The following is a 15,527-nucleotide window of genomic DNA, read 5'->3' as shown; positions in this document are numbered from 1 at the left end:
TTCTGTGTCCCCAGCCAAGAGGACACAGTGTCCCGCCTGTTCTCCAAGCCTTACGTCAGAGCCTCTCTATCCGAGGCAACTCTCCTGCAGTCTCGATCGTCACTTGACGAGCACCCTGTGCCCGGTCAAGTGAATAATAAGCAACACGAGGACAACAATGATGAGAATGGCGATGACGAAGCCTAAGCCGTCGGAGCCGACCCTCAGGTCGTCCAGCTTCTGCGCTATTGAGTGCACCTCCTGATCAGAAAGCTCGGCAAGCCGGCCTGCGATCTCATCGGTGCTGTAACCAAGGTCCTGGAGTCTTTGACGGACCAGTTTGTTTTCAAGCACGGTACGTATCTTCTCCGCATCGCCGGCCCTGGTTGAAGGGCTGAGCGTAAGCAGATCGGATGGTGAAAAAGCCGCGTCGGCGCGGGGTACCATCCCGATGACAAAGATCACAATCACCAGATAGCAAGCCAGAAGCTTTCTCATTCCGCCGAACCTCCTTATGTCGTATGCTGTAGAGCTGCGGACAGCCGCAACCCGTTACTTTTCTTGATACCGAATCTTTTCTATTGCAATGGTGTCGGTGGCAACGCGGGGTCTGTTTTACTACCCGATGTTACTCGGATCGAAACGCTTCGAAAATTTCCTGTATGGAGGCTTCAAGCTCTGCGATCTGTTTTTGGAGCTTTTCGGCGAGTTCTGTATCGAATTGTGTCACGGTACCGCACGCAAAGCACGCCCTCTGTTTGTCCGGAAGGTAATTCTGCAGGTTCAGTATGAATTCCTTCTTGCACTTGGGGCACCGGGGCCTAATCTCGATGGAAAGACGGTCATGAAGCGTCGCGTACTGTCTGGTTAGCATAATGACTCCTTGAAGACAAAATCGTCTCGTCGCATTCCAGCGCTGATAAGCGGAGCAAGTTCTGTTCCATCTGTCCATAGCGGACGCAACGGCGATAAGAGGTTGTATCTATTCTGAGATCTGCTGCTAGCAACTATAGGAGCGCACGTTGACGCACGAAAACCTGTATGAAATTCTCATACAGGGACGGAGGAATTTCCCTACCTGCCTGGTTGAGCCGTTAAATGATGCAGGATAAAAAGCCTGTGCGTTATTTCTGATTGCCAGACGCTGACCACACGTAGTCTGTGCCTGCGTCGTTCAGTTTTGTCGTGAATCGGAGATGCTTGCTGAAGGTGTAAGGTATCAGGTATGGCCGATACGAAAAGTCTATGGAAATCTCAGCCGACGTTACTGCCTTCGGAGGCAGAACGATGCCAAAGCTCTGCTTCAACAGATCGATGAAGGGATTCAAAAGGATTGTGGAGGATTCCCCACGGGTGAGCCGCGATATGCTGGTTCCATTTACCCCGGAGTATGCGCGGGGCAAGGTGCTGCCCTGCCCGAATTGGATATTTTCCATCGATAAAGAATAACGGATGTCATCGATGGGCATGTAGCCCTCATTCTTAAGCACAAAGGGAATTTCGAAGGGTTGACCCGGCCGCACGCTTTTTCCAGGATGAATTGACACTCTGGGATAGTCCATAAACATGAGGCTTCCAATCGCTACCACAAGGACTACCCAGAACAGAGGAGATGTGAAGATTGTTTTTGCAGAGAGGCTCGATGTTGATTGCGGAACGACAGTATCAGGCCTGTGCACTGTTGCCTGCAGTTCTTTCCGACGTTCTTTGCGGTTCGGTGGCTTGCCAGTCTTGAGGACCGGTTTCCCCGCGGTTTGCTGCCTGCTCACACAAATAGTATTACACAAGATGCAAAAAAGTGCAGTTCCTTTTTAAGATGCACAACGCTGTTTTTGTTATTGCTGGGGAGGGCAGGGTACAGGCTTGGAAAAATCAGGGACAGGATTGCCGTTTTCGTTGATGATAGTGCCGCTTTCGTCCATCTTGGGTGCGTAGCACTGGTTCGGCGCCGCAGCGTAGCCCTGCTGCTCAGGGTATGCTGTGGTGGTCTCGGGAGGAGGAACCTCCATTACGTATGGAGGGGGAGAAGAGGGGAATTGGTAGTAGGGGTCATAGTAGTCAGGAGGAACCGGAACAGAGTAGTAGGGCCACCAGTACGGGCTGTAGACGCCGCCGACCACAACCCCGCCGAGGAAGAAGCCAAAGGTCGCGCCGTAGGGCGCGTAGCCTCTGTAGTAGTACATGCGGTGGGCGCCGTAATACCCTCCGGGGTAGTAGTGTCCTCCATAGTAATGGCCTCCAACATAACCACCGCTATAGCTTGCGGCAGAAGTTCTCGATCCACTGTAGGCCGCGTACTGGTTGTATCCGCCGGTGGCCGGCCCTCTGCTAACGTTCGAGGGTGCGCCCGAATAGGTTCGGCTGCCCGAGAGCCCGCTGTGTGTCTGGAACCCGCCGGTCGACGTGCGTCCGGAGAAACCCGTTGCGAACCCGCCCTGTCCCGAGAACCCCGTGGCCTGTGCGCCACGTCCTGTGAAACCGGTGGCAAACCCGTGCCCGGAGAAACCCGAGGCAAAACCGTGGCCCGAGAAGCCGGAGGAATGTCCGCCTCCTCCGCCTCCGCGACCCCCGCCGCCATGGCCGCCACCTTTCGCGTACGCTTGGGTCACGGAGAGAGCAAAGCAAAGCGCTGTTATGAAAAAGAGCTTTTTGGTATCCCTGGTCATACCTGTAAGAGAGCAATAATCATACCCGGTATATCAGCTCTCAAGTACTTACAATCATTAAACTGTTCGAATGCCGTGCGGCGAAACCCGACAAGATGGTCGAATATGTACGCGATTCTTCGACAATTATGGAAGATTGGTTTCAGTAGACGCCGTATTCCCTCGTGGCTTCAAACATGGCCTTCACGTTCTCCGGTTTTGCGTCATCAAGCCCTGTTGACGCATCCATGATGTAGCCCCCGTCCCTGCCGACCGTGTCAATCAGGTGTTTCACCTGCTTGCGCACGTCGTCCGCTGTTCCGGCTATCAGCAGAGAAAGCGGAAGATTGCCTCGGATGCATACCCGCCCCCCCAGGATTTCTCTAGCTTTCACCATGTCTGTTGCCTCGAAGGCGTAACACGCTTTCCCTGCAGGAATGTCCTTGATGACCGGCAGACGAGAAGTGCAGTCTCCTTCCCACAGGGGAAATGGATAACAGCCTTCCTTGATCAACGACTGCATCAGTTCCTGAAGCGTGGGCCAGAAAAACTTTTTGAACTGGTCCAGTGACATGAATCCGTCGAGCCCTTTGTGGATCGGGATGAAGACGCGCGGATTACCAGAAACCTTGACAGCATTGAGCGCTGTCTCAAGCATTATGGGCAGGAGTTTCTCACACGCCCTGATCACCTGCTCGGGCCTCCGGTACATGTCGAGCATAAGACCTTTTGTGCCCCTGAAGAAATCACCCAGCGTGTCAAAGGGCGCCTGCGTGAAGGCGCCGGTCTGCATCGGGAATCCTTTCTCCTTCGCTTCGGTCACGAAACGGCGCGAGTAGGTGAGCAGGCGCATTGACTCCTCTCCCGCCTTCTGCATGGCTGCAAAAGCCTCAGTTACTTCGGCGAGACTGTAAGGCGCGAGTCCTGTGTTGAATCCCATGTAGTAGGTGATGATCCCGTGTAACGGGCCCAACTTCTCCAGTCCCTTGAGCTTGCCGCAGACGCGCGGCCAGTACTTCCGCACCATGAAATCAGACGGGTCGAGAAGAAAATGGTCGTACTCGTCCGCCGACATGTATTCTCCTTCGACGAACTGATAGGTGTTATTCCCGCTGATACCGCGGCCTGGCCACTTCAATTGCCGAAAATCGAGAGCGCTCAGAATTGGGCCCAGGAAACGGATTGCGAAGGGCGCCTGATCCATATCAGGTTGAAAATCGAGCAGCGCCTTCATCTGGGCGTTGTAGAGTTTGTCTGGATCGTACATAACTTCTTCAATCGAGTAGCCCGCGTATCGCGCAGGAAAGAAACCGAAGAGCACCATGATAGGCACTCTATCCGGTTTCCTCAACGCAATTGCGTCCATGACTCTCTTTTCACGCTCCTGGTAAAGCTCCTCGGCAGTCTTAGCCATGATGCACCCCTATTGATTTTTCGTTGCATGCCGGCAAGCTAACAAGCTTGCAAGCTGGCCAGCTAAAAAAGCTACTTCCCTTTGTAGAGCCTCCACTTACCTCCCTCTACAACGACAGGCACATAACAGTTAGGCCCAAGCCCGTTGTGGTTGTCAGGCGAGTAGTTAAAAATACCATTCTGTCCCACAAAACCTTTTATCGTTTCCAGATTGTCCCGGATCTGAGCGCGTATCTTAACGAGATCCGCATCCTTCCCTGGATCGAGCTTCGGGTCAACCTTCTTCAAGGCCGTGACGAGCAGATAGACTTCGTCCCACCCGTGACCCGCGTAGAGGCTGAAGGCGCCGTACTGCTTGGTGTACCTGGTGTAGAGATCCATCGTTACCTTTTTCTGAGGATCATTATCAGGAAGATCAGGCGCTACAAGGGTCTTGATCGATGTTGTTACGATCCCCTCACCGTATTTTCCTGCCAGGTCAATGAACTCCGGTCCGACGATGGAATAGTCTGCAACGATGGGCCCGGTGAAGCCCATGTCGCGGGCATTCTTGATGACCATAACCGTGTCTGCCATCTGCCCGGTGATGAGCAGGCCATCAGCACCGGCAGCTTTGATATGGGTGATCTGCGGGCCGACATCGGTACTGCTCACTGCATATTTCTCGACAATGGCAGGTGTGATTTTCATCTCTTTAACCGCCCAGTCGAAGACTTCCCTGCCTGTCTGGCCGAAGGTATTGTCGATGTGGATGTAGGCGATCTTCTTCGCTCCCCGTTTTTGCAATACGTCAAGGAGTGTGGGGATTGACGCCTCTCTCTGGCGCGGTACAACGTTGTAAACCCATTTATTGGTAGGAATCCAGATCTTCTCTGAAGCTCCTGCACTGAGCATCACCATCTTACCTGATTCCACGGTTTGTATGGCTGCCATGCTCACGCCCGTGGAAGAATAGCCGAGACCGGCGATAACTTTGTCCACGTCCATCAAGCGCTTGGTCTCGGTCACACCCTTGGTTGCGTTACTTTCCGAATCGTACACTGTCATTTTGAGCTGCCTGCCGTTTACGCCTCCTGCTGCGTTGACCGCTTCCACTGCTATTTCGAGCCCCCGCTTTTCAGGACCTCCAATGCTGGAGATTATGCCGGTCAGGTCAAAGACCGCGCCCACCGGGTAGACCGCTGCTTTCTGTGCATGACTCACGCCGGCAGCGATGATAACAAAACTGCACATGAGAATAGAGATAATCACACACATTCCTGCATTACTCTTTTTCATCGTTACCTCCCCTTTGTAATTCCGTTTGATGGTGCTGTCGACCGATGCCTTTCATTTTGTTTTATAGAGTGTCCATTTGCCGTTCTGCACCGCGACCGGGACGTAGCACTTGGGCCCGAGACCGTTGTGATTATCAGCCGCAAAATTGAATGTACCGTTCTGACCGACAAACCCTTTGACCTTCTCAAGATTGTCCCGGAGCTGTTCCCGTATCTTCGGCACATCTGATTTTTTTGACGGATCGAGATTCGGATCGACCTTCTTCAGAGCCTCCGCGATCAGGTACACCATGTCCCAGGAATGGCCTGAATAGAGGCTGAAGGTTCCGTACTGTTGGGTGTACTTCGAGTAAAGATCCATGGCAATCTTTTTCTGAGGGTCATTCGCCGGAAGCTCCGGTGCAATAAGCGCTTTGAGCGATGTGGTGACAATGCCCTCAACGTACTTGCCCCCGAGTTCGATGAATTCAGGACCGACGATGGCATAATCGCACACGATGGGGCCGGTGAATCCCTGATCTCGCGCATTCTTGATTACCATGACGCTATCGGCGACATTCCCGGACATCAGGATACCATCCGCACCTGATGCTTTGATATGGGTAATCTGAGGACCCACATCAGTGCTTCCTGCCGCGTACTTCTCGATGATGGCAGGGGACACTTTCATTTCTTTGGCCACGACGTCGAAGGTTTCCCTGCCTGTCTGTCCATACGTCGTGTCAATGTAAATGTAGGCAATCTTTTTCGAGCCCCTCTGCAGGAGCGTATCAAGGAGCACAGGGATCGATGCTTCCCTCTGGCGTGGCACAATATTGAAGACCCACTTCTTTGTCGGTATCCAGAGCTTGTCAGTGGCTGTGCCGGCGATCATAATTGTGTTGCCGCTCTCAACAGTCTGAACCGCTGCCATGGCATTACCTGAAAGCGCATAACCCGTACACGCAATCACGTTGTCAACGTCTATCAGCCTCTTCGTGAGAATGACGGCCTTTGCAGGATCGCTCTCATTATCATAATAGACCGCCTTCAGTTTGCGTCCATTGACGCCCCCGGCAGCGTTGACGGCGTCGGAAGCAATCTCGAAGCCTCTCTTTACCGGAATGCCGAGGCTCGATACTCTGCCGGTCAACTCAAGATTGACGCCTATCGGATAAGGCGCCAATTCCGCTGCGCCGCACTGAGCGGCCACCAGCATTGCTCCTGTCAACACAACAAACAAAACAATCCAGAGTGCACATCTCATGCTTCCCCCTTATTCCTTTGTTTTTGTTTAGAGCTTATGTCCTTCTCTTCCATCTTCCAAGCCCGAAGGGCGGTCTTCCCCCCTTTGGGGACTTCGCCTCGTCCGAGCGCAGCGGTCTTGCTCCTACCCTCCCAGATAGGCCCGGCGTATCTGCTCACTTTCCACTACTTCGCCGCAGGTTCCGTGGAGCACCACCTCTCCGCGCTCCAGCACGTACACATGATCCGCTATCTTGAGCGCAGCCCGGGCGTTCTGCTCAACCAGAAGAAGAGAGAGGCCCCATTCGCTGCAGATCCGCTTCAGCACCTGCATCATCTCACCGACAAGCTTGGGCGAAAGGCCGAGCGACGGCTCATCAAGGGCGAGAAGTTTCGGATTTGCCATGAGCGCACGCCCGATAGCCAGCATCTGCTGCTGACCTCCCGACATTGTATCCGCCCTCTGCGTGAGACGTTCTTTGAGGATAGGAAAAAGGAGAAAGATCATATCCAGTCTGGATTCTACGGTCTCTCTCCGCACCTCGCCTCTCACAGAGTATGAGCCAAGGAGAAGATTGTCCCACACAGTCATGGTGCCAAAGAGTTGCCGCCCTTCGGGAACACTGGCAACGCCCTTCCTGATGATCGCATGCGGCGGCAAGCCTTCCATAGCATCTCCCCTGAACACAATACCGCCCCGCGTAGGCTGCACGAGCCCCGTGAGAGCACGCAGGAGCGTGGTTTTTCCGGCGCCGTTGCTTCCGAGTATCGCCACCACCTCGTTCGCGTACACAGACAGATCGACGTCCCTCAGAACCTGTGCCTCGCCGTAGGCAGTGCAGAGCCCACCGATCTTCAACTGAAGGTCCGCAGGATCTCTTCGTTCCGGAACCCGGCATTCTGGCGTCGATAGTTCCATCAGTGTGAATCCTCTTCACCGAGATACGCTTTGATCACCTGCTCGTTACCTCTTATATCTGCGGGAGCGCCGTCTGCGATTTTGTACCCCTCATTGAGTACGATGACCCGTTCAGACAGAGACATGACGAACGGCATATTATGTTCGATGATGAATATGGTGATGTCCCGTTCGACCAGAGCATAGATCAACGTCGTAAGCCGCTCGACCTCATGGGCAGCCAATCCTCCGGCCGGCTCGTCCAGCAGCAGAAGCCGCGGTTTCATGCCGAGCGCACGGGCTATGCCGACAAGCTTTCGCTCGCCCAGCGGCAATTTTGTCACCGGGTAGGATGCTTTGCCGGCGAGGCCTACCAGACTGAGATTGTCCACCGCCTCATCCCTGATCTTTCTCTCCTCATCTCTGGCGAAGGGAAGCCTGAACCCTGTTGCGAATATACCACAGCGGCTCTTGGTATGGCACCCGACCATTGCATTCTCCAGCGCACTCATGCCAACAAAGAGCTCTTCCAGCTGGAATGTTCGGCCTATGCCAAGGGCAGCGATCTGATGAGGCGCCATACCCGTGGTGTCGTGTCCCGCGAATTTCGCAGAACCATTATTGGGAGGATGGACGCCGGTGACTACATTGACGAAGGTGGTTTTTCCCGCGCCGTTCGGGCCTATCATCGACGTTATGCTTCCCTGCTCCAGCGTAAGCGAGACGTCGTTCAGCGCGCGGATGCCGCCGAAATGCCTGGTGAGCAGGTTGACTTCAAGAATTGGGGGGTTGGTCATATCCCTCCTGTTGGCTGGCCTGAGGCATGTGCGCTTTTGAAAAACCTTTCCCTGAGCCAACTCTCCAGCTTGAATATCCAACCGGTAAGGCCTCCGGGCATGAAGATGAGTATTATGATGATGAGAAATCCGAAGAAGACAGCATCGACCTCTCCCGTCATTCTCGGCAGAATATTACCGAGATACCCGTGGATCAGTTCACGGAGCCATGTAATGACGAAGCTGCCGAGAAGAGGACCCCAGATGGTCTTTCCACCTCCTATGATCAGCATGGTCATCAGATCAACGAGAAGGGGAAAGCCGAAAATGCCGGGTTGCGTGAAGCGAAGATAAAAGCAGTAAATGCTTCCCGCTATGGCTGCGATGGCAGAGGTCAGCATGAAAATCTGAAGCTTGTACCGGGATATATTGACGCCCATGCTCCTGCTCGCTGTTTCGCTGTCGTGGAAGGAGCGTATGGCTCTTCCCACGCGGCCGTTCATGACATTGGAGAGGAACCAGAGCTGCCCGAGACAGAATGCCCACGAGAGATAGTAGAATTGAACGTCGCTTTCAAACACGTAGCCGGCGATCGAAAGCGGAGGAATGCCGACGAGACCCTCATGGCCACCGGTGAGGCTCCCAAACTGTCCCAGTGAGATTTCAACGATGACGAGCAGGCCGAATGTCGCGCATGCCAGGTAAAAGCCTTTCAGGCGCAGCAGCGGGGCGCCGATGAGGTAAGAAACCGCGGTTACCAGTACAGTCCCGATGATGGTGCCAGCCCACGGCGGCGCAACGTGTTTGACTGCTATCACAGCCCCTGAATAGGCTCCCAGGCCAAAAAACGTGGGGTGTGCCAGAGAAAAAATTCCGGCAAGCTCAAGCAGTATGCCCATGCCCACGGCCAGCGTCCCGTAAATGGCAACGAAGCACATGGTGCCGACCAGGTAGTTGCTTGATGTGACAAGGGGCAGGCCGGCGATAATCAATGCGATGGCGATCCACGGAATGGCCGCTCGTTTCACGATGTTTTTTTCCTCCGGCGCGGTGCAATGCTTATCGTCTCGCAGATAAGGAAGATGATCATGATCAGGAGAGCGAACACATCCTTCAGCCCGGCGGAAATGAAGCCGGCGCACAGCCCTTCCACCAGTCCCAACGCCAGCCCGGCAATTACTGTTCCTGTCATAGTCCACCCGCCAACGATCGCAGCCACAAGCCCCTTCAATCCGGTGAGCATCCCTATTTCATAACCCGTGAATGTGACCGGGGCGATGAAAATGCCGGTTAAAGCCCCGAGGAAGCCGGCAAGACCGAAGCAGAAGAGGCGCACCATGCTGATGTCGATGCCCATGAGGCGAGCGCCGATCATGTTGACGGCGGACGCCCTCAGCGCCTTTCCGAAAAGCGTGCGGCTGAGAAAGAGGGCGAGACTCGCGTTCACCACAATAAGGAGACAGAAGATGGCAATCACCTGAGGCGTTATAGTGGCACCAAAAAAATGGACGACTGTTGCACCGAAAAACGGCTCTATGCTTCGCGTCTCCGACCCCCACACAAGAAGGATCACGCCTTTGATGACTGAGCCGGAGGCGATAGTGAGCATCATGTACGTCATCTCTGTCGGAAATCTTACGGGCCTGATCACCACACGCTCAAGTATGATGGCAATTACGATCGTGCAGGTAGTGGCAATGAACGCGGCAAAGGCAAGGCCGACGCCTGCCTTGTGCAAGCCCCAGGTGAGCATGCCGCCGAGCATGACGAATTCGCCGGTGGTGAAATTGAGAACTGTGGTTACCAGGTAGACGAGGCTCCAGCAAACACCGATAATCGCATAAATACTTCCGCCGGTCAGGCCAGAAATGGCGTACTGCAGGGCTTGCGACAAGAGTGTCAAAAGAAGCTCCCCCCCCTTGCTATGAAGCTACAGGTTAAAGTAAGAGAATATGTTGAGTCAAGCGAAAAACCGCTCTTCCATCAAGCCGACCGCCGCATTGTCTGCGCTGCTTGAACCAGGAGAAGGATGGGTACAATGCGCAGTCCGTGGATCGCCATTCCCTTCGAGGAATCTTCTACACGGTACGGCCGGCCTTTGTGATTCTCAGAGCCAGCAACATCCACAGAAGAGCTGCGATGAGGAGGGCCGCAGGGAGAATCAGGATCGCTTTTCGCAAGTCGTTACCCAGGTGGTCTGCCAACCTGCCCACCGCTTCAGGCGAATACATATCGCCGAACAGATGGATCATGAAGATGGAGACTGCCATCGCGCTCGAGCGTACGTTGGCAGGGACGGTCTCCAGGATGAGCGTGTTGACCGGACCGGTGCAGAAGAACAAAAGAAAGATGGCACACGACAAAAGCGTCATGGCCGCAGGTGTCGTCTGCACGACCAGCGCGAGGAAGGATAACGGGACTGCCGCAAAGACCGAAGTGCAGAGCAGCAAGGCATATCCCGCCCGGTTGCTTCTCTTCCATGCTGTGGCGAGAAAACCGCCGATGAGACTTCCCGCCACGCCGGCCACGACGATCATCCCGCCGAAGAAATTATCAGCCTGCGCAGTTGGGAGCCTGTGCACGCGCTCAAAGAAGGTGGGTCCCCAAAACGCAAACGCTCCGAGGGCAAAGGTGTACGCGACGTAGCCCCAGACAACAATATTGTAGTCCGCGGTAATGAAAAGGCGAACCAGGTCTTCCGTGCGCGGCTTTGCCACTTCGCGGCCTTCCGACTCGCCCCGCTTGGCCTCACGAAACGGCAGGAGCACAAGCGCGAGTAGAAGGCCTGGTGCCCCGGCCCAGTAGAAGGCCTGGCGCCAGCCCCAGTGGGACGCTATCTCACCGCCCAGGATGTAGCCAAGAGCGGACCCCACCGGTATGGCGGTGTAGAATAGGGTGAGCGCATTGTTTCGCTTTTCCGGACCAAAGCTGTCCGCGATGAGGCTGGGGCTGAGAGTCGCGTAACTCGCTTCACCCACGCCCACCATCGCCCTGAAACAGAGCAGCAGCGCGAAACTTTGCGCAAAGCCGGTGAGCACGGTGCCGACGCTCCAAACAAAAATGCCGATGCAGATGAGGACCTTGCGTGAAGCGCGGTCGCCCAGGTAACCAAAAACGGGTGAGGTGAGAAAATAGCCGAGCATGAACGCAGTGAAGAGGCGGCCCGACTCACCATAGCTCAGGCCAAAGTCATCGGCCATAGGGCTTCTGACCGCGCTGAGCACATAACGATCCAAATAGTTGAAGAGGTTGATGCCCGTAAGGATGAAGAGCAACAGAGCGGGCGAGAGCTTTCTCGTCACGGAAGACCCCGACAGTCCATTGTGTTGAATGTTACAGAAGCTGCTCAATACTATGACGGCCGGCCGTCTCTTTGTCAATGACTTGCGTGCGCTCCCGGACAAGACCGACTCTCGGGGACCTTCCGGCATTCAGTGCGACGATGTCAGGGTGCGATCCCTGCGAAGCAGATTCTTCGCGTTTCGGCGCGAAGCGTCCGTACCCCTCGCAGGAATTGACACCCTCTGTAGAACCGCATAAAATAAAGGCACGCGAGAGTGGCGGAATTGGCAGACGCACTGGACTTAGGATTTGAAAAGTAGGTTTTTAAGAAACGGGAGCTCTCGCTTGGATTTACACCTAAGTTATTGTTGTTGAAGTTAAAATAAGCCTTCTATCCTTTACGGTATTTTCTATCTGTTCCGGCCCTTTTTGCTGCTTTCTGACACAAATTTGCCACACTGTAAATTTCGGTTTTGTCCTACAACCAAGGGACGCGGCACACTTCGGCCAACGCTCGCTTCGGTTGACTTACGCCTGTAATCTAATTTCTAAGTCAACTTATCTTGACTTAGCTGGAATTTTCAGGTATAAGTCAGGCAGAGTTGACTTGTGAAGAACCGAGCAGGAAAATTCATCACTCAAGCGGCGGGCTACAAAGCATTTATCCCAAATCCTCTGCCGCCAGAGCCTCCTCTCCGCTATGATGATGAGCTTCAAACCTTGCTGTCTCAGGCCGATCGGGCACTTGCTAGGCTAGACGGCATCGCCACAGTTCTCCCGAATCCTGATCTGTTCATCGGGATGTATGTGAAAAAAGAAGCCCTTCTCAGCTCGCAGATAGAGGGTACCCAGGCCTCTCTCGAAGGCGTTCTGGAGTTCGAGGCCGATCTTGCACCGAAAGGAGACATGGTAGGAGTTCTGGAAGTCATCAACTACATCAACGCCATGAACTATGGCATCGAAAGGCTCAAAGAGTTTCCCATGTCTTTAAGACTCATAAAAGACGTTCATAAGCTATTGATCGAAGGGACCCGCGGATCGCATCGGGCTCCGGGTGAATTCAGACGCTCTCAAAACTGGATAGGGCTGTCGGGAGCAACCCTTAATGAAGCCGCGTTTATTCCGCCGCCTCCCAGCCTAGTCACTGAGAGCATGGGCGATCTCGAAAAGTTTTTCTATGCCAAAGACACAATACCTCCTCTCGTGAAGATATCGCTCATCCACGCCCAATTCGAAACGATACACCCGTTCCTTGATGGCAGCGGCAGGATAGGCCGACTGCTCATCACCTTTTACCTGGTCTGGAAGGAGATTCTTTCCAAGACCCTTTTGTATATAAGCTGTTACCTGAAGAAATATAGGTCGGACTACTACGATCTCCTGGAAAAAATCCGAACGGAAGGGGCTTGGGAAGAGTGGATTAAATTTTTCCTAAAAGGGGTGTACGTGACATCTGCTGAGGCTGCAGCTACTGCGCGCGAGATAATGGGTCTTAAAGAGAAGCTGCATGAGGAATTGTACTCGCGAGCCATAGCCAGCATATACGGGGTTAAACTCGTTGATCTCCTGTTTGCAAAGCCAGTGATCAGCGTAAACGATATCATTGAGGGGCTGAGGGTTTCGAAAGAGACTGCCAGCGAACTCGTGAAAAAGTTTGAAGCAGCAGGGATCTTGACTGAGATCACCGGAAAGAAGAGGTACAGAAAGTACGCTTTCCGCCAGTACGTCGCCATCATTGGCAGGGGAACACAAGACACGTTATAATTTTTTTGCTTCTTCTTCGGTTAGTCTTCCGCACCTCAAGAAGGTGCGTCCGTTCTAACCGACCTATCCCGAAAAAAGCTATACACTGTCTAGCCAGCCGAACCGCGCCTCACGATTCGAGATCCCTATATCTTCGAGTTCCTCGATCTCAAACCAAAGGAGATAATGGGCGAATCTCATCTAGAGGACACCCTGCTCGATAAGCTTCAGGACTTCCTGCTGGAGCTTGGCCATGGATTCTGTTTTGAGGCGCGGCAGCAGCGTATCTTGATTGGAGGCACACACGGCTTTGTTGATCTTGTCTTCTATCACCGCATCCTGAAATGCCATGTCCTGGTGGAACTCAAAATGGAAGCATTTACTCATGAGAGCATCGGTCAGCTTAATACCTATGTGAGCTGGTACAGGAAGAACATGATGAGTGGAGGTGACAATCCGCCGGTCGGTATCCTTCTCTGTACGAAGAGGGATCACGCTCTTGTTGAATACGCATTGGCCGGCATGCGGATAATCAATTGTTCGTTTCTAAGTATCAGCTCGAACTGCCGAGAAAAGAGGAAATGCTGCAATTCCTCGAAGGACAGCTGAAGAAATTGGATGTGGATCTGCCGAAACATAAAAAAGGTAAAGCTGTCGCAGAGAAGGCATGACCGTCCAAGCAGAAACCCTGGAAATCTCTTCTGTATACTTAATTGTCACAGGGTTCGGTCCTCGGGAAAGGTGGCTACGTCTATCGTCTGCGGCGGCATGCGGACAGCCGCTAAAGGGTGGGCGGACCGGGAGAGAACCGTTTGATGGTTACGCTTCTTTTGAGGAAGGGGGAAAATGGTCCGATGGGATAGGAAAGCCCATCCTATGGCTGTTGCAGAAAAAAGACTTGACTCTACGAGAAGGACTCTATACTATAGAGTCTATATGAACTACATCAGAAACCCTTTTTCGTTGAAAGAGATACCAATTGACGGGCCATTCTGCGATAGGAAGAATGAGATGAAGGAGCTTTCCTCTCATGCGCGCAACTTCGCCAATGTCGTTCTTTATTCCCCCCGCCGCTTTGGCAAGACCTCCCTGGTCAAGCGCGTTCAGGAAGCGTTGCACGAGAACGGAATGATCACCGTCTATGTGGATTTTTTCGGTATCGATTCTCTGGAAGATGTCGCCACCAGGTTCGCCACCTATTCTTACTCTTACTGTCACCATAACGAGACCCTCTTCAAGAAAGCCATGAAGTTTATCAGCATATGGAGGCCCGTTATCAAGCCAGACCCGGAGATGGGCATTACCATCACCGCGGAGCCCACAACTCAGCTAAACGGCCTTAAGCTCCTTGAAGAGACCTTCTCGCTCTTCGGCAGATTTGTCAAAGAGCATGGCCCGGGGTTCCACATCGTTCTTGACGAGTTTCAGGAGATAACCGAGCTGCGTGAATCAAAACAAATAGAGGGCATGCTGCGCTCACAGATTCAGACGCAAAGGAACGTGAGCTATTTCTTTGTGGGCAGCAGGCGGAGGATTCTCCTCGATATCTTCAATGACGAGAAGCGGCCCTTCTACAAGAGTGCTATTAATTATGCTCTCGGTCCGCTTCCCAGGAAGGAAGCCGTTGCCTTCATTATCGATCAGTTCAGGGCAGGAAACAAGACATGCTCACCACAGATCGCAGGACGCATATACGACAGGGTGCGGGGCTATCCTTATTATCTGCAGAGGATACCCTATTCCATCTACGAGCTGAGCGGCGGTACCGTAAAAAGCAGCGATTACGAAAAGGCCCTCCGGAATGTTCTTCAGGAGGAGAAGCCCTTCTATCAGGCGAAACTGGAGGGATTGTATCCTGTGTGGAAGCAGGTTCTCCATGCCCTCTCTGCAGAACCTGTTACAAGTCCTCTATCGACAACGTATTTGAAGCGCCACAATCTGTCTTCGCCGGGCAGCACCCAGCCCGCCCTGAAGAACTTGATTGCCCTCGATTACATAGAAAAAAGCGATGAAGATGGCCGTTACCACGTAGTCGATCCCCTATTCGATCTTTACCTGAAGCAACTCGTGACCGTGCACGACTAAACAATGGCAACTACCGTGAATGTTCCGGTGCTTTCTACAGTTCGCAACCGGGTCAGCCGGGGCTTGATTGCGGACCGGCCCGCCTACTCTAACGAGGACATCTCAAGGGGCCTCGTTGAGGATGTAGCTTGCCGCTTTCTGGGCCTGGGCAGCCGCCACGATAACCAGCTTCTTGTCATGCCGCAGTTTCCGTAACCAGCCTTCT

15 protein-coding genes are annotated in these 15,527 nt (G+C 53.5%); 3 read left to right on the top strand and 12 right to left on the bottom strand.

The window, feature by feature from the left end; all coding sequences use genetic code 11:
* Positions 1-99: 99 nt before the first annotated feature.
* The 12 genes from VMT71_05085 to VMT71_05030 form a co-directional block, all read right to left on the bottom strand.
* Positions 100-477 carry a PA2779 family protein gene (locus tag VMT71_05085; GenBank protein HVN23322.1) on the bottom strand — a complete coding sequence of 126 codons (378 nt, stop codon included), beginning with the start codon at positions 475-477 and terminating at the stop codon, positions 100-102.
* A gap of 130 nt (positions 478-607) precedes the next feature.
* The gene (locus VMT71_05080) at positions 608-853 is read right to left on the bottom strand and encodes a hypothetical protein (GenBank protein HVN23321.1); all 246 of its coding nucleotides are present in this window, start codon (positions 851-853) and stop codon (positions 608-610) included.
* Between the two features lie 250 nt (positions 854-1,103).
* Entirely contained in the window at positions 1,104-1,748 is a 645-nt protein-coding gene (locus VMT71_05075) for a hypothetical protein (GenBank protein ID HVN23320.1), read from the bottom strand.
* A gap of 66 nt (positions 1,749-1,814) precedes the next feature.
* Positions 1,815-2,645 carry a hypothetical protein gene (locus tag VMT71_05070; GenBank protein HVN23319.1) on the bottom strand — a complete coding sequence of 277 codons (831 nt, stop codon included), beginning with the start codon at positions 2,643-2,645 and terminating at the stop codon, positions 1,815-1,817.
* A 142-nt stretch (positions 2,646-2,787) separates the two neighbouring features.
* Complete coding sequence (locus tag VMT71_05065; protein ID HVN23318.1) at positions 2,788-4,038, bottom strand: uroporphyrinogen decarboxylase family protein; 1,251 nt, start codon at positions 4,036-4,038, stop codon at positions 2,788-2,790.
* A 71-nt stretch (positions 4,039-4,109) separates the two neighbouring features.
* On the bottom strand, positions 4,110-5,315 hold the full coding sequence (locus VMT71_05060) for an ABC transporter substrate-binding protein (GenBank protein ID HVN23317.1): 1,206 nt from the start codon (positions 5,313-5,315) through the stop codon (positions 4,110-4,112).
* Positions 5,316-5,366: 51 nt separating this feature from the next.
* Positions 5,367-6,560 carry an ABC transporter substrate-binding protein gene (locus VMT71_05055; GenBank protein HVN23316.1) on the bottom strand — a complete coding sequence of 398 codons (1,194 nt, stop codon included), beginning with the start codon at positions 6,558-6,560 and terminating at the stop codon, positions 5,367-5,369.
* Positions 6,561-6,683: 123 nt separating this feature from the next.
* A complete protein-coding gene (locus VMT71_05050; GenBank protein HVN23315.1) occupies positions 6,684-7,457 on the bottom strand; it encodes an ABC transporter ATP-binding protein in 774 nt (257 codons plus the stop codon).
* A complete protein-coding gene (locus VMT71_05045) occupies positions 7,457-8,233 on the bottom strand; it encodes an ABC transporter ATP-binding protein (protein ID HVN23314.1) in 777 nt (258 codons plus the stop codon). The genes VMT71_05050 and VMT71_05045 overlap by 1 nt, the downstream gene beginning before the upstream one ends.
* Positions 8,230-9,240 carry a branched-chain amino acid ABC transporter permease gene (locus VMT71_05040; protein HVN23313.1) on the bottom strand — a complete coding sequence of 337 codons (1,011 nt, stop codon included), beginning with the start codon at positions 9,238-9,240 and terminating at the stop codon, positions 8,230-8,232. Before VMT71_05040 ends, VMT71_05045 begins: the two co-directional genes overlap by 4 nt.
* Positions 9,237-10,115 (bottom strand): branched-chain amino acid ABC transporter permease, encoded by an 879-nt coding sequence (locus VMT71_05035; GenBank protein ID HVN23312.1) that lies wholly within the window; start codon positions 10,113-10,115, stop codon positions 9,237-9,239. Before VMT71_05035 ends, VMT71_05040 begins: the two co-directional genes overlap by 4 nt.
* A gap of 175 nt (positions 10,116-10,290) precedes the next feature.
* Complete coding sequence (locus tag VMT71_05030; GenBank protein HVN23311.1) at positions 10,291-11,514, bottom strand: MFS transporter; 1,224 nt, start codon at positions 11,512-11,514, stop codon at positions 10,291-10,293.
* A gap of 589 nt (positions 11,515-12,103) precedes the next feature.
* On the opposite strand from VMT71_05030, the gene VMT71_05025 reads away from it, so the two are divergent.
* The 3 genes from VMT71_05025 to VMT71_05015 all read left to right on the top strand — a co-directional run bounded on the left by VMT71_05025 (position 12,104) and on the right by VMT71_05015 (position 15,322).
* The gene (locus VMT71_05025) at positions 12,104-13,258 is read left to right on the top strand and encodes a Fic family protein (GenBank protein HVN23310.1); all 1,155 of its coding nucleotides are present in this window, start codon (positions 12,104-12,106) and stop codon (positions 13,256-13,258) included.
* Between the two features lie 114 nt (positions 13,259-13,372).
* Positions 13,373-13,846, top strand: a complete 474-nt coding sequence (locus tag VMT71_05020) for a PDDEXK nuclease domain-containing protein (GenBank protein ID HVN23309.1) — start codon at positions 13,373-13,375, stop codon at positions 13,844-13,846.
* A gap of 327 nt (positions 13,847-14,173) precedes the next feature.
* Positions 14,174-15,322: an ATP-binding protein gene (locus tag VMT71_05015; GenBank protein HVN23308.1), complete on the top strand. Its 1,149-nt coding sequence runs from the start codon at positions 14,174-14,176 to the stop codon at positions 15,320-15,322.
* The last annotated feature ends 205 nt before the right edge of the window (positions 15,323-15,527 follow it).

It is taken from the genome of Syntrophorhabdales bacterium (assembly GCA_035541455.1).
Classification (GTDB): domain Bacteria; phylum Desulfobacterota; class Syntrophorhabdia; order Syntrophorhabdales; family WCHB1-27; genus JADGQN01.
This window is presented reverse-complemented; position numbering and strand designations above follow the sequence as displayed.

Bases quoted from the DNA above. Each gene is read 5' to 3' on its own strand.
- VMT71_05085 (HVN23322.1), bottom strand. From the start codon at position 477: ATGAGAAAGCTTCTGGCTTGCTATCTGGTGATTGTGATCTTTGTCATC.
- VMT71_05080 (HVN23321.1), bottom strand. From the start codon at position 853: ATGCTAACCAGACAGTACGCGACGCTTCATGACCGTCTTTCCATCGAG.
- VMT71_05070 (HVN23319.1), bottom strand. From the start codon at position 2,645: ATGACCAGGGATACCAAAAAGCTCTTTTTCATAACAGCGCTTTGCTTT.
- VMT71_05065 (HVN23318.1), bottom strand. From the start codon at position 4,038: ATGGCTAAGACTGCCGAGGAGCTTTACCAGGAGCGTGAAAAGAGAGTC.
- VMT71_05060 (HVN23317.1), bottom strand. From the start codon at position 5,315: ATGAAAAAGAGTAATGCAGGAATGTGTGTGATTATCTCTATTCTCATG.
- VMT71_05055 (HVN23316.1), bottom strand. From the start codon at position 6,560: ATGAGATGTGCACTCTGGATTGTTTTGTTTGTTGTGTTGACAGGAGCA.
- VMT71_05050 (HVN23315.1), bottom strand. From the start codon at position 7,457: ATGGAACTATCGACGCCAGAATGCCGGGTTCCGGAACGAAGAGATCCT.
- VMT71_05045 (HVN23314.1), bottom strand. From the start codon at position 8,233: ATGACCAACCCCCCAATTCTTGAAGTCAACCTGCTCACCAGGCATTTC.
- VMT71_05015 (HVN23308.1), top strand. From the start codon at position 14,174: ATGAACTACATCAGAAACCCTTTTTCGTTGAAAGAGATACCAATTGAC.